We start from the raw sequence: 12,960 nt of genomic DNA on the forward strand, positions 1-12,960 counted from the left end.
GCTCGCTCAGGAGAGAAACACCTCCGAGACACGAAGTCGGCGGATCACCGGAAGTCGTCGCACTCGCGACGCGTCGTGGCCGCTCACCTCCTGGGACAGGTGTCACCGATAATCGGAAGTCGTCGGATCGTTCAGCCGACGGTGGAGGCACGCTCGACGAGATCGGGGCGGAAACAGATATGTTCCTGCCCCTGCTGCCGATCGTTTGCCGCTGCTACCAGAAGGTCGATGGCAGAGGATCCGATGTCCGCGCGCGGCTGGCGGATCGAGGTGAGCGGGACGACGACGGACTGGGCGAAATCGATGTCGTCGTAACCGATCAGGGCCACGTCGTCGGGCACCGTGACGCCGTGCAGGGTCAGGCCCTGCAAGACGCCGATGGCGAGCAGGTCGTTGACGCAGAAGGCGGCGTCGGGGCGGTCGCCTGCGGGCATGGCGGCGAGGCGTTCACCCGCGGCGCGGCCGGCGAGCACGGTGGGGGCGGGTGTGTCGATAACGGTGAGGGTGACGCCGGGGCGCCCGGCGGCGGCGCGGTGAGCGCCGGTGCGGCGGTCCGCGATCTGGGAGAGCGTCGCGGGGCCGCCGACGACGGCGATGCGGCGGCGGCCGGTGGCGCACAGGTGCTGGACGGCCAGTTCTCCACCGGCCACATCGTCGACGGCGACCGAGGAGAAGGGGGTGCCGTGCCCGTCGCGGTCCACCAGCACGACCGGAACGCCTCGGTTGTGCAGGGCGATCAGCCGGTCCTGATCGCTCCCGGACGGGGTGATGAGCAGACCGTAAACCCTTTGTTCGTCGAAGGTTTCGAGGTAGAGCCGCTCCCGGTGGGGGTCGTCGTCGCTGGAGCCGAGCAGCACGACGAGGTCGTGTTCGGCGGCGCGCTGCTGGGCGGCGCGGGCGACGTCGGAGAAGAAGGGGTTGGCGATGTCGAGCACTACCAGGCCGACGCAGCGGGAGCGGCCAGCCTTGAGCTGACGGGCCGCGTCGTTGCGGACGAATCCGAGGCGATCGATGGCGGCCAGTACCCGTTCCACGGTGGCGGGAGCGACTTTGTCGGGGGCGTTGAGCACGTTGGAGACGGTGCCGACCGACACCGAGGCCGCAGCGGCCACTTCCCGCATGCTCACCACCGGTGACCGCGCCTCCTATGTGCCGATACTTTGCCCGAACTCCTCACCTTCGATCTTGGATGGACACCGCGCGCGGGGCAAGTCTGGTCAGCTGGGTGACGTGCCGGGGCTGCAGTTCTTCCAGGCAGGTCACGCCGAGCAGTCGCATGGTGCGCTCGATCTGCCCGGCCAGGATCTCCACCGCACGGGCGACACCGGCCTCGCCGCCCGCCATCAAGCCGTAGAGGTAGGCGCGACCGATGAGGGTGAAGCGGGCGCCGAGCGCGATGGACGCGACGACGTCCGCGCCGGACATGATGCCGGTGTCGAGGATGATCTCGATGTCGTTGCCCAGTTCGGCGGCGACCTCGGGCAGCAGGTGGAACGGCACCGGTGCCCGATCCAGCTGTCGTCCACCGTGATTGGACAGCACGATGCCGTCGACTCCGACGTCCACCACGGCGCGGGCGTCGGGGAGGGTCTGGATGCCCTTCACCACGACCTTGCCCGGCCACTGGTCCCGGATCCAGGCCAGGTCCTCGAAATTCACCGTGGGGTCGAACATGGAGTCGAGCAGTTCGGCGACGGTGCCGGACCAGCGGTCCAGGGACGCGAAGGCCAGCGGTTCGGTGGTGAGGAAGTCGATCCACCAGCGCGGCCGGGGCAGCGCGTCCAGGACAGTGGCCGGGGTGAGCGCGGGTGGGATGGACATGCCGTTGCGGGTATCGCGCAGCCGGGCGCCGGCCACCGGCACGTCCACGGTCACCAGCAAGGTGTCGAAGCCCGCGGCGGCGGCCCGCTCGACCAGAGCCATGGACCGGTCGCGGTCCTTCCACATGTAGAGCTGAAACCAGTTGCGCCCGTGCGGGTTGGCGGCTGCCACGTCCTCGATGGAGGCGGTGCCCATGGTGGAGAGCGAGAAGGGGATGCCGGCTCGCCCTGCCACACGTGCGCCCGCGTACTCCCCCTCGGTCTGCATCATGCGGGTGAAACCGGTGGGGGCGATGCCGAAGGGCAGCGAGACAGGACCGCCGAGCACGTCCCAGCCGGTGGTCACCTTGGACACGTCACGCAGGATCGCGGGGTGGAATTCGATGTCCAGGAACGCCTGCCGTGCGCGATCGAGCGAAATCTCCGCTTCGGCGGCGCCGTCGGTGTAGTCGAACGCCGCCCGCGGGGTGCGCCGCTTGGCGATACGGCGCAGGTCTTCGATGGTGAGTGCGGCGTCGAGGCGGCGCCGGGTCGCGTTCAGACGCGGCGCGCGGAACCGTAGCAGCGGTGCGAGATCGCGGGGGCGGGGTACTTGTCGCTTCATCAGCCAGCCTTCCTGACGAGTTCGGTGCGCGGCTCGTGCCGCTGCGGCGGGAACGCGGTGGCCACCTCGGCCCGCAGCGCGTCCACGTCGCCGTGCAGCAATCCGTGTGCGCGGGCTTGGACCAGTATGTTGCCGAGTGAGGTCGCCTCCACCGGGCCTGCGAGCACCGGTAGGCCGGAGTGGTCGGCCAGCAGCTGACACAGCAGCCGGTTGCGCGCGCCACCGCCGACCAGGTGGATAGTGCGCACGGGGACGCCGCTGAGTTCGGCGGCGGTGCGCACGCCGGTGGCGAAAGCGGCGGCAAGACTCTCCACGATCGCTCGCACGGTCGCGACCGGCCCTTCCGGCACCCGCAAATCGCGCTGCGCGTACCACTCCGCGATGCGCTGGGGGATGTCGCCGGGTACGAGGAACACAGGATCGTCTACGTCGAATACTGCTGCGGGCGCGGGGCTTTCGGCGGCCGCGGCGAGCAGGCGGGCCAGATCATAGGTCGCGCCCGCGCCCTGCCAGTGCCGCATGGATTCGCTGAGCAGCCACAGCCCCATCACATTGCGCAGGAAACGGGTGCGACCGTCCAGACCCGCCTCGTTGGTGAAGTTGGCGGCCCGGCTCGCCGGGCCGATCAGCGGGCCGGACAGTTCCACGCCCACCAAACCCCAAGTGCCGCAGGAAATGTAGGCCGCAGACTCCGGCGCCATCGGGACAGCGGCGACCGCGGACGCGGTGTCGTGCGAGGCGACGGTACTCAGGGTGAGTCGGCGGTCCAGCCCGAACGCCGACGCGACACCGGGCAGTACCGGGCCAAGCGGGGTGCCGGGATCAGCCAGCGCCGGGAAGAGGCTCGGCAGCCTCAGCCGCGCCCGCAGGTCGGCGTCCCAGCGGCCGTCGATGCCGAGCAGGCCGGTGGTGGACGCGTTGGTCCGCTCGGTGACCCGGGTTCCGGTGAGCCAGAAGCCCAGCAGGTCCGGAATCAGCAGAGCCGAGTCGGCGGCGGCCAATGTGCCCGCGATCCGCTCGGCTACGAGCTGGTACACGGTGGTGAACGGTAGGAACTGGAGGCCGTTGCGGCCGTACAGATCCGACGGGGCGACGACGGCGTGCGCGGCGGCGACACCGTCGGCGGTACGGCCGTCGCGGTAGTGGTAGGGCAGTCCGAGCAGCCGACCGTCGCGGAACAGGCCGTAATCCACCGCCCACGAGTCGATTCCGGCGCCGAGCAACGCGGGTTCGGACCGGGCGGCCTCGGCCAGCCCGCGCCCGACCTGCCGGTACAACCCGGGCAGATCCCAGTGCAGTGCCTCGCGAACGCCGTTCCACAGCGGCAGTGGATCGTTGGCGAACCGGGCGACTTGCCGCATGGTGAGCCGACCCGGGCCGACCCGGGCGAGCATCACCCGTCCGCTGGTGGCCCCTAGATCGACCGCGGCCACCGCGCCGGTCGCGGTCATCGCAGGAACGCCGCGGCGACCCCGGCGTCGACCGGCACGTGCAGGCCGGTGGTGTGCGAGAAGTCCGCGCTGCACAACGCGAACGCGGCGTTGGCGATGTGCTCGGGCAGCACCTCCCGTTTGAGCAGGGTGCGCTGGGCGTAGAAGGCGCCCAACTCGGACTCCTCCACCCCGTAGACCGCGGCGCGCTGCGCGCCCCAGCCACCGGCGAAGATGCCCGAGCCGCGCACTACCCCGTCGGGGTTGATGCCGTTGACCTTGATGCCGTGTTCGCCGAGTTCGGCGGCAAGCAGCCGCACCTGGTGCGCTTGGCCGGCCTTGGCCGCCGAGTACGCGATGTTGTTCGGACCGGCGAAGATCGAGTTCTTGGACGAGATGTAGAGGATGTCACCACCCATACGCTGGTCGATCAGCACACGGGCCGCCGCCTTGGAAACCAGGAATGAGCCCTTGGCCATGACGTCGTGTTGCAGGTCCCAGTCCGCTTCGGTTGTCTCGAGCAGCGACTTCGACAGCGACAGTCCGGCATTGTTGACCACCAGGTCCAGGCCGCCGAACGCGAGCACCGCCGCGTCCACCGCGGCCTGGACCTGCCCCTCATCGGTGACGTCGGCACTGATGCCGACCGCCACGTCGGCCGAGCCGATCTCGGCCGCGACCTCGATGGCCTTCTCGCCGTCCCGGTCGGCGACCACCACGCAGGCGCCCTCGGCGGCGAGCCGCTGGGCGATGGCCTTGCCGATGCCGGACGCCGCGCCGGTGACCAAAGCGATCCGGGTGGCCAGCGGCTTGGGTTTCGGCCGGCGGGCCAGCTTGGCTTCTTCCAGCGCCCAGTACTCGATCCGGAACTTCTCGGCCTCGTCGATCGGCTGGTATCGAGACACCGACTCGGCACCGCGCATGACATTGATGGCATTGAGATAGAACTCGCCCGCCACCCGCGCGGTCTGCTTGTCCGCGCCATAGCTGAACATGCCGACGCCCGGGATCAGCACAATGGCCGGGTCGGCGCCGCGCATGGCCGGGGAGTCCTGGGTGGCGTGCCGCTCGTAGTAGGCGCGATACTCCGCCCGGTACGCCTCGTGCAGTTCGGTGAGCCGTTCCTTGCACCGCTCCACGGACGCGTCCGCGGGCAGGTCGAGCACCAGCGGCGCGACCTTGGTCCGCAGGAAGTGGTCCGGGCAGCTGGTGCCGAGCGCGGCCAGCCGCGGATGCTCGGCGCGGGAGAGGAATTCGAGCACCGGGGCGGTGTCGGTGAAGTGCCCCACCTGGCGTCGGTCGGTGGACGCGAGTCCACGCAGGAACGGCGCCAGCGCGGCCGCCTTGGCCCGGCGCTGCGACTCGGGCAGCGCCTCATATCCCGGCAGCACGGCCCCGAACGGCTCGGGCTTGCCGTTGACCTGCAGGAAACGCTCGATGGTCTGGATGATCTCGCGGGAATGCGCCTCCGCGTCGTCCGAGGTGTCGCCCCAGGCGGTGATGCCGTGCCCGCCGAGGATGGTGCCGATCGCCTGCGGGTTGCGCCTGCGGATCTCGGCGATGTCGAGGCCCAGTTGGAAACCGGGTCGCCGCCACGGCACCCACACCACCCGGTCGCCGAAGATCTTCTCGGTCAACGCCGGGCCGTCCACGGCGGTGGCCAGCGCGATCCCGGAGTCCGGGTGCAGGTGGTCCACGTGCGCCGCCTCCACCAAGCCGTGCATGGCGGTGTCGATGGAGGGGGCGGCGCCGCCGCGACCGTGCAGCGTGTAGTCGAACGCCGCGACCATCTCGTCTTCGCGCTCGACCCCCGGATAGACGCCGACCAGGGCACGCAACCGGTCCAGCCGCAGCACGGCCAGGCCCTGCTCGGTGAGCGTGCCGAGGTCACCGCCGGAGCCCTTGACCCACATCAGCTCGACGGGCTCGCCGGTCACCGGGTCGGTGTCGGTGCCCTTGGCGGAGGTGTTGCCGCCGGCGTAGTTGGTGTTCTTCGGGTCGGCGCCGAGCCGGTTGGACCGGGCGATGAGGTCCGCGACCGTGGGGTGGGTCATGACAGGTTCTTTCCTCGTTTCGGGTGGTCGATGTGGTCAGGCGCCCCAGGAGGCGGCGCTGCCCCCGGCGCGTTCGGCGGTAAGCCGTTCCTGCTGCCCGGAGCGGGCATAGGCGGCCATGGGGTCCTCCGGCAAGCCTCGCTCGGCGCGCCAGGCCGCCAGCCGCGGCCGGACGTCGGTGTAGAAGGCGTCCATGAACACACCGTTGGCGGTGAGCACGTCCCCCGCCTCCTGGGCGGCGGCCAGTGCGTCGAGATCGACCAGCGCGGCGCGCGCGGTCATCTCCTGCACATTGAGCACCGAGCGGATCTGGCCGGGGATCTTGTCCTCGATGTTGTGGCACTGGTCGAGCATCAGCGCGACCCCGGACGCCGGGTCGAGGCCGCCGCCGCGCAGCACTTCGAACAGGATGCGGAACAGCTGGAACGGATCGGCCGCGCCGACGATCAGGTCGTCGTCGGCGTAGAACCGAGAATTGAAGTCGAACGACCCCAGCTTCCCCAGCCGCAGCAACTGCGCCACGATGAACTCGATATTGGTGCCCGGTGCGTGATGCCCGGTGTCCAGGCACACCACCGCCCGCTCCCCGAGCGCGCTCACCTGGGTGTAGGCGGTACCCCAATCCGGTACGTCGGTCATGTACATGGCCGGCTCGAAGAACTTGTACTCCAGCACCAACCGCTGGTTCGCACCGACATGCCGGTAGATGGTGGCCAGCGATTCGGCGAGACGATCTTGGCGCCCCCGAATATCGCCCTGGCCGGGATAATTGGTGCCATCCGCCAGCCAGATCTTCAAATCCCGCGACCCGGTGGCCGCCATGATCTCCAGGCAGTCGAAGTGGTGGTCGATCGCCTTCTGCCGGATCCGCTTGTCGGTGTGGGTCAGGCTGCCGAACTTGTAGTCGTCGTCCTGGAAGGTATTGGAGTTGACCGTGCCGAGCCGGACCCCGAGATCTTCGGCATATCGCGCGAGTTCACCGTAGTCCGAGACGGTGTCCCATGGGATGTGCAGCGCGACGGTGGGTGCGAGCCCGGTGAGCCGGTGCACGGTGGCCGCGTCGGCGATCTTCTCGTGGACGGTGCGGGCCGTGCCGGGGGTCCCGAACACTTTGAACCGGGTGCCGGAGTTACCGAACGCCCAGGACGGCAACTCGATGGCGAGGGACTCCAGGACGGTGTCGACGGACACGAGCGGCGCTCCTTTTACGGGGGCAGGGAGATACGGGTCGGTCATGTCAGTGCCCTCCCACCGGGGCGCCCTCGACACCGCGACCGGTCTCGGTGCTGATCACCGTGCGCGGCCCGACTCCGCCGAGCTCGCCCACGGGGCTGCCGTAGCGCTCGACTTCGATCTCGCGCAGCGTCTTGCCCTGCGTCCGCGGCGCGAACACCGCACCGATCACCAGCGCGACGGTGAGCAGTCCGACCAGCAGCAAGCCGACGGTGGTGAGCCCGGTGGCGGCGAGCATGGTCGGGAAGAAGTAGCTGAGCAGGCCGGTGGCCGAGCGGACCACGAAGAACAGGAAACCCTGAGCGCTGGCCCGATAGGGGGTGGCGAAAAGTTCGCTGGTCCACAGGCTGTAGAACGCTTGCGCGCCGATGCCGCTGGAGATTCCCCACAGCACCGCGAACAGCAGCAAGGTCGGCATCCCGGCGTCGGTGAAGAACACCAGCACGCACCAAGCCAGCACCCCCAGCGCCGCGCCGATGAGGTAGAGCAGCCGCTGCGAGATCCGGTCGGCGTAAGCCATGAAACCGAAGTACGTGGCCGCGACGGTGCACCCCCATACCAGCACCTGCAGCAGGTTCTGCTGCACGGCACTGTGCACACCGGCGCTGTCGTAGACCCGCGGCATGAAGATGCCGGCCTGGCCTGCGACGGTGTTCCAGAATCCGTAGATGCCCATCAGCACGAGCAGGGCGGTGAGATTGATCCGGCGCGAGAACAGCCCGCGCAGCCCTTGCCCACCCGTGGTCGACCGCAGCGATGCGCTCGCACCGGAGGCCGCCTCGTCCTGCCAGATCTTCGATTCGGCCAGCCCTTGCCGGATCCACCAGACCACGGCCGCCACCACGAACAGATGCAGGAAGATCAGCCGCGAGCCGAGCAATCCCAGCGGCGCAAGCGCGGCGGCCAAGGCGAATCCCACCAGCGGCCCCACCGACCAGGCCAGCTGCGCGGTACCGACGTGGCGAGCGCGGTTGGTGGTCGGCGCCTGCTCGGCGATGTAGGTCCAGGAAGCGGGCACCCCCGCTCCGACCGCGACACCGGTGATCACGAACGCGGCCAGCAGCATCGCGAAGTTCATCGCGAACGCCGCGAGCAGTACGCCCGCCATGTAGACGAGCAGGTCGTAGGTGTAGATCGCCTTGCGGCCGAAGCGGTCGCACAGGGGCCCGCCGATCCCCGCGCCGATCGCCGCGCCGAAGGCGTTTGCGCTCAGCGCGGCCAGCAGGCCCACGGCGAAGTTGCTGATGCCGAACGCGTCCTGCCAGAAGGTCAGGCTGGTGGCGATGGCGATGATGGAGCCGGCCTCGATGTAGTTGGACATCGCGACGGAGATCGTCGCCTTCCACCCGGTGGTGGTTCGTGCGCCTACCTTCATTGGTATTCCTCGGGTCTAGCAGTGGGTTCCAAGCGGAGTGGGGACGATGGGTCAGTCGAGGTGGAAGTACTCCGCGAGGCGGTGCACGGATTCGTCCGGACGCGCGTCCGGCTGCACCCGGGAGAACGGGGACGCCTGGAAATACTCGGCCATGCTCGCCTGCCAGCGCGCGTTGACCTCGGTGGCCGCCATCGCCGCCTGTGCGCGTGCGAAGTCCTGGGTTTCCAGGTAGCCGACGACCAATCCGTCCTCTGGACGGAGGAACAGCGAGTAGTTCCGCCAACCCGCCGCCCGCAGCGCCGCCAGCATCTCCGGCCACACCCTGGCATGCGCGGCCAGATAGTCCTCGATCCGGTCCGGCCGCAAAGTCAGCAGGAAGCAGACACGCTCCATGGTGTCGGGCATAGGTTCAACCTCGATTGAAACGTTTCAAAATGTGAATGCAGTCACCGTACGGGGCATTGGTGATCCAGTCAATACTGGATCGCAGCGCCCGGAACGAACCCCGCCGACCGAGTACCCGCGAACTTAGGAGACCGAGGGCACCGCGACCCCGCCGCCTTCGCGCTCGAAGGTTTCACTACCGCGTACCGGATCAGACAGCCCATCACCCTGCGAGCCATCAAGGTCGCAGTCGGAGGCGTCATCGAGCGGCCGTGTGCTCGAGTGGCGAACGCTGCGTCGGGTCGTGGCACAACCTAGGGAGCCAACTCGAGCCTGTCGGTGTCGTCGCGGCCGGGTCCTGTGGACGCAGGGCGCAATGGACGTTCAGGAGACCGGCCCACGCGGCGACGTCGGAGGGAGTCGGCCGCTTCGGACAGGCCGCCGACGAGGCGGCGGCCTGCGGCGCGGTCGCGGCGATCAGCGACCGGCCGTGTGAGGCGCTGCCGACCTTTCTAGTCGATGACCCCCGACGTGTGCTGGGGCCGCTCGCCTCGTGGATCTACGGCCACCCTCCCGCGAACTCGACGTCTTCGGCGTCACCGGAACCAACGGCAAGACCAGCACCGCCTATCTGCTCGACGCGGGCCTGCGGGGGGCAAAGATCGAAACCGGTTTGATCAGCGGCGTCGAGATCCGCGGACCGTGGGGCGAGCGGTCGGCCGTGCGGACCACACCCGAGGCCAGCGAACTGCAACAGACCCGAGAAAATCTGTATCGCAGGGTGTAGACATTCTGGAAGGCGGGGAGTACATTCACTGTCGTTGGAGATGAGATGTCTGGTTGGCCGGGCAGGTGAACTGCACCGGAAGCAAGATCCACCATCCCCTCCGGCGGAGAAGAGAATCCGGTGCAGTCGGCCGGACCGCCGGAGGGGATGACGAACCCCCGCAGACACGTTCGGCAACCCAGGAGGTGGTTACTGAACAGCTCTTCCCAGATTCCGCGTCCCGGGCTGTTGGCGGGCGCGGTCCCCGCGGTCGGCGCTACCGCCCGACCAGCGGGAGCGATGTGAAACCCCCCTCGATCCCAGGCCCCGGCGCAACAGGCGCCGGGGCCTGCCGACGTTGAAACCCCAGAGGTGTTGTGCAGCCACCGAACGACCCCACCCGCCCCATCGACCCCGCCGACGTTTCCGGTGCCGCCGACCGGCTGGACGACGAGGACTACCCCGCCTACAGCATGGGCAGGGCCGCGGAAATCCTCGGCGTCACCCCCGCCTTCCTCCGCGGCCTCGATGCCGCCGAACTGCTGACACCGCAGCGCTCACCCGGCGGGCACCGCCGCTACTCCCGTTCCCAGTTGCGCATCGCCGCGCGGGTCCGCGCCCTCGTCGACGCCGGCACACCCCTGGAAGCGGCGTGCCGGATCGTCGTCCTGGAAAACCAACTCACCCAAGCCCGCGAACTCAACGCCGAACTCACCCGACGAAACCCGCCCGAGCCCGACCACGACAGCTGAACTCCGATCAGCCGCCGCAGCGGGCACCCAGTTCGGCCCACACCGTCTTGCCGCTCAACTGATCGGCAGTGCGCTCAGGATCGGGTTGTAGGCCCAGTTCAACATGCGTTCGGCGTCGTCCTTCGCGGCGCGGTCGCTGTCGGGTGAGCTGTGCAGGACCACACCGATCAGCGGGATCCCTGCCCTGACCGTCTCGAACAGCAGGCACGTTCCGGCGGCGTCGGTGTACCCGGTCTTGATGCCGATGGTGCCGGGATAGTCGCGTAGCAGCGAGTTCGTGGTCTGCCAGAGGTGCGCGCGGTTGTCCGGGCCCGCGGGCACGTGATAGCTCTGCGCGCTGACGACCTCTCGGAACACCGGCAGGCTCATCGCGCGCAGCCCGAGGGTCACCAGGTCCGCCGGGGTGGAGTAGGTGGAGTGGTCGGTGGGGGCGGGCAGGCCGCTGGGGTCGGTGAAATGCGTTCCCGCCAAGCCCATCTGACGCGCGGTGTCGTTCATTTTGGCGATGAAGCCTTCTTGGCCGGGCCCATAGGCCTCGGCAAGAGCATAGGCGGCGTCGCAGCCCGACGGCAGCATCATCGCGTACAGCAGCTGTCGCGCCGTGAGCACCTCGCCGGGGACCAGGCCCGCGTTGCTTCCGTCATACTCGGCGTCGTAGGCGATGACTTCCTGCGGCACGGTAATGGCCCGATCGAGGTCGCCGGCGTTGATCACGACCAGTGCCGTCATCACCTTCGTGATGCTGGCTATCGGAACCGGGGCATTCGGCTGTCGCGACCACAGCACCGTGCCGGTGATTCCGTCCGCCAGCGCTGCTCCCGACGCCTGCACCGCCTCCGGCCCGGACGTCAGCCAAGGCAACTGGATATGGGTGTCGCTCGCCGCGGGGGCAGCCGCGACGCTATGACCGGCTATCACGACCAGCGCACCGGCAACAGCGATCCGCAACAGTTCAGCAAATTTCCACATCGCCATATTGTGCCGGGAAGACGTGATGATCAATGGGATTTCACCGACGAGTTACCGCGCCCTTCGCTGCACAGCATCCCCGTGGCTACTACAAGTACCGAGCTGAACGTTTCCCGCATGCTGCCGCTCGAGCAGCGGCGCGGCCGTGCCGTTCTGGCCGACATCCGGCATCGGCGGTCAGACTCCCCGCTCGAACCCCAGCTGCTCGGTCATCCCCTAGCGCGACGCCGTCTCCAGCCAGGCACGAACCTCGCTTCTATGGACGAGCGCCACGACGGCCCGGCCGATCCGTACCCACCACCGACGAACCCGTCTCGAGCATTCGGCGCAATCAGGCCGGCGGTCACCACGGCTGTTCGCCGACCGGGATCAAGGTCGCGGTCAGCACACCGAACGGTTCGCCGCCGTCGTCGTCGGGTTCGGCGGCGACGAGCGCGAACGCACCGACGACTTCCAGCACGCGGAACACCCACCGACTGCCGGGAACCAGTCGCACTCGATCACCGATATGCACGCCCACACAGAGCAGACTATTCTCCTCACCAGCCCGGGGAATAGCCATACACGGTCATCTCCGCGTGGGCGTCCCGTTCGCCGCGTCGGTGTAGCGGCGCGCCAGGCGCGCGAAAGCGGCCGTGAGTTCGGGCGGCCCGATGACTTCGATGTCCGCGTCGAACCGGCCGAGACTGCCGGCGAGCGCGAGCCATGACCACGAGCCGAGGACGACCCGGCAACGGTCGGGACCGAGCGACTCGACCACCCCGTCATGGAGGAAGGGCGCGATGTCGGCGGCGGGGCGGTGCAGGATCACCGCCCCACGGCACGGCCAGTCGCCGGTCCCCTCCGCGCCGCGGAACTTGCCGGTCAAGAAGGTCGCCACATCACCGGCCGGGAGTGCGCGCGCAGTGAAGCGGGGGCCGGTGGGGGTGCGCGGGGCGATCCGGTCGGCTCGGAACGTCCGCCAGTCGTCCCGGTCCAGGTCCCAGGCCACGAGATACCAACGTCCCGCCCAGGTGACGAGGTGATGCGGCTGCACTCGGCGCGGCGGGCGCGCGGCGGCGTCCGGTGGGGCGGCGTAGTCGAAACGCAAGACTTCGCGGGCGGCGACGGCGGCGGCGATCACCGTGAGGACCTCTGTGCCGACCTCGGCCGCGGCCGGTGCGACGGCGGTGATGCGCAGCGTGTCCATGCGGTGACGCAGCCGCGCGGGCATGACCTGACCGACGGTGTGCAAGGCGCGCGCCGCTGCCTCTTCGAGACCGGCCCCTGCGGTGGTGGCGATCTGTAGTGCGACGGCGAGGGCGACGGCCTGCTCGTCGTCGAACAGCAGCGGAGGCAGACGCGTCCCCGTGCCGAGCCGGTATCCCCCGTCCGGGCCCTTGGTGGTGACGATGGCATAGCCGAGTTCCCGCAGCCGGCCGACATCCCGGCGCACGGTACGCGGGCTGACCTGCAGTCGTTCGGCCAACAGCGTTCCCGGCCAGTCCCGGCGCGCTTGCAGCAGCGACAGCAGCGCCAGTAGTCGAGCGGAAGTTTTCGGCATCCTCGCATCCTGCCCGAAGTAGCGGACACA

At 69.1% G+C, this 12,960-nt stretch carries 11 protein-coding genes and 1 pseudogene; 2 read left to right on the plus strand and 10 right to left on the minus strand.

The genetic code is table 11. From position 1 onward, the window contains the following. Positions 1-131: 131 nt before the first annotated feature. From ACH49X_RS02595 to ACH49X_RS02625, 7 genes are read right to left on the minus strand one after another with little or no spacing between them, the layout of a single operon-like run. A complete protein-coding gene (locus ACH49X_RS02595) occupies positions 132-1,121 on the minus strand; it encodes a LacI family DNA-binding transcriptional regulator (protein ID WP_357209272.1) in 990 nt (329 codons plus the stop codon). A gap of 52 nt (positions 1,122-1,173) precedes the next feature. Beyond that, positions 1,174-2,424, minus strand: coding sequence for an alpha-hydroxy acid oxidase (locus ACH49X_RS02600; protein ID WP_357209234.1), 1,251 nt, complete (start codon positions 2,422-2,424; stop codon positions 1,174-1,176). Then, a complete protein-coding gene (locus ACH49X_RS02605; protein ID WP_357209233.1) occupies positions 2,424-3,875 on the minus strand; it encodes a rhamnulokinase family protein in 1,452 nt (483 codons plus the stop codon). The genes ACH49X_RS02600 and ACH49X_RS02605 overlap by 1 nt, the downstream gene beginning before the upstream one ends. Continuing rightward, positions 3,872-5,908 (minus strand): bifunctional aldolase/short-chain dehydrogenase, encoded by a 2,037-nt coding sequence (locus ACH49X_RS02610; RefSeq protein ID WP_357209231.1) that lies wholly within the window; start codon positions 5,906-5,908, stop codon positions 3,872-3,874. Before ACH49X_RS02610 ends, ACH49X_RS02605 begins: the two co-directional genes overlap by 4 nt. 36 nt (positions 5,909-5,944) lie before the next feature. After that, positions 5,945-7,144: an L-rhamnose isomerase gene (rhaI, locus tag ACH49X_RS02615; RefSeq protein ID WP_357209229.1), complete on the minus strand. Its 1,200-nt coding sequence runs from the start codon at positions 7,142-7,144 to the stop codon at positions 5,945-5,947. Position 7,145: 1 nt separating this feature from the next. Further along, positions 7,146-8,516: an MFS transporter gene (locus ACH49X_RS02620; protein ID WP_323124408.1), complete on the minus strand. Its 1,371-nt coding sequence runs from the start codon at positions 8,514-8,516 to the stop codon at positions 7,146-7,148. Positions 8,517-8,567: 51 nt separating this feature from the next. After that, a complete protein-coding gene (locus tag ACH49X_RS02625) occupies positions 8,568-8,921 on the minus strand; it encodes an L-rhamnose mutarotase (protein ID WP_357209227.1) in 354 nt (117 codons plus the stop codon). Positions 8,922-9,340: 419 nt separating this feature from the next. On the opposite strand from ACH49X_RS02625, the pseudogene ACH49X_RS02630 reads away from it, so the two are divergent. Further along, a pseudogene (locus ACH49X_RS02630) lies at positions 9,341-9,660 on the plus strand (Mur ligase family protein); the annotation flags it as partial. A 383-nt stretch (positions 9,661-10,043) separates the two neighbouring features. Beyond that, positions 10,044-10,418, plus strand: a complete 375-nt coding sequence (locus ACH49X_RS02635) for a MerR family transcriptional regulator (protein ID WP_323124014.1) — start codon at positions 10,044-10,046, stop codon at positions 10,416-10,418. A 54-nt stretch (positions 10,419-10,472) separates the two neighbouring features. On the opposite strand, the gene ACH49X_RS02640 is transcribed toward ACH49X_RS02635, so the two are convergent. From ACH49X_RS02640 to ACH49X_RS02650, 3 genes are all read right to left on the minus strand, one after another. Next, a complete protein-coding gene (locus ACH49X_RS02640; protein WP_357110426.1) occupies positions 10,473-11,387 on the minus strand; it encodes a serine hydrolase in 915 nt (304 codons plus the stop codon). 343 nt (positions 11,388-11,730) lie between these two features. Continuing rightward, complete coding sequence (locus ACH49X_RS02645) at positions 11,731-11,907, minus strand: hypothetical protein (RefSeq protein ID WP_195082380.1); 177 nt, start codon at positions 11,905-11,907, stop codon at positions 11,731-11,733. Between the two features lie 48 nt (positions 11,908-11,955). Beyond that, positions 11,956-12,930 carry a WYL domain-containing protein gene (locus ACH49X_RS02650; RefSeq protein ID WP_357206666.1) on the minus strand — a complete coding sequence of 325 codons (975 nt, stop codon included), beginning with the start codon at positions 12,928-12,930 and terminating at the stop codon, positions 11,956-11,958. Between the last annotated feature and the right edge of the window lie 30 nt (positions 12,931-12,960).

This window comes from Nocardia sp. NPDC019323 (genome assembly GCF_044389845.1).
In the GTDB taxonomy this organism is placed as follows: domain Bacteria; phylum Actinomycetota; class Actinomycetes; order Mycobacteriales; family Mycobacteriaceae; genus Nocardia; species Nocardia implantans.

Excerpts from the sequence above, each read along its gene's own strand:
- ACH49X_RS02595 (WP_357209272.1), bottom strand. The coding sequence starts at position 1,121 with ATGCGGGAAGTGGCCGCTGCGGCCTCGGTGTCGGTCGGCACCGTCTCC.
- ACH49X_RS02600 (WP_357209234.1), bottom strand. The coding sequence starts at position 2,424 with ATGAAGCGACAAGTACCCCGCCCCCGCGATCTCGCACCGCTGCTACGG.
- ACH49X_RS02605 (WP_357209233.1), bottom strand. The coding sequence starts at position 3,875 with ATGACCGCGACCGGCGCGGTGGCCGCGGTCGATCTAGGGGCCACCAGC.
- ACH49X_RS02610 (WP_357209231.1), bottom strand. The coding sequence starts at position 5,908 with ATGACCCACCCCACGGTCGCGGACCTCATCGCCCGGTCCAACCGGCTC.
- rhaI (WP_357209229.1), bottom strand. The coding sequence starts at position 7,144 with ATGACCGACCCGTATCTCCCTGCCCCCGTAAAAGGAGCGCCGCTCGTG.
- ACH49X_RS02620 (WP_323124408.1), bottom strand. The coding sequence starts at position 8,516 with ATGAAGGTAGGCGCACGAACCACCACCGGGTGGAAGGCGACGATCTCC.
- ACH49X_RS02625 (WP_357209227.1), bottom strand. The coding sequence starts at position 8,921 with ATGCCCGACACCATGGAGCGTGTCTGCTTCCTGCTGACTTTGCGGCCG.
- ACH49X_RS02640 (WP_357110426.1), bottom strand. The coding sequence starts at position 11,387 with ATGTGGAAATTTGCTGAACTGTTGCGGATCGCTGTTGCCGGTGCGCTG.
- ACH49X_RS02650 (WP_357206666.1), bottom strand. The coding sequence starts at position 12,930 with ATGCCGAAAACTTCCGCTCGACTACTGGCGCTGCTGTCGCTGCTGCAA.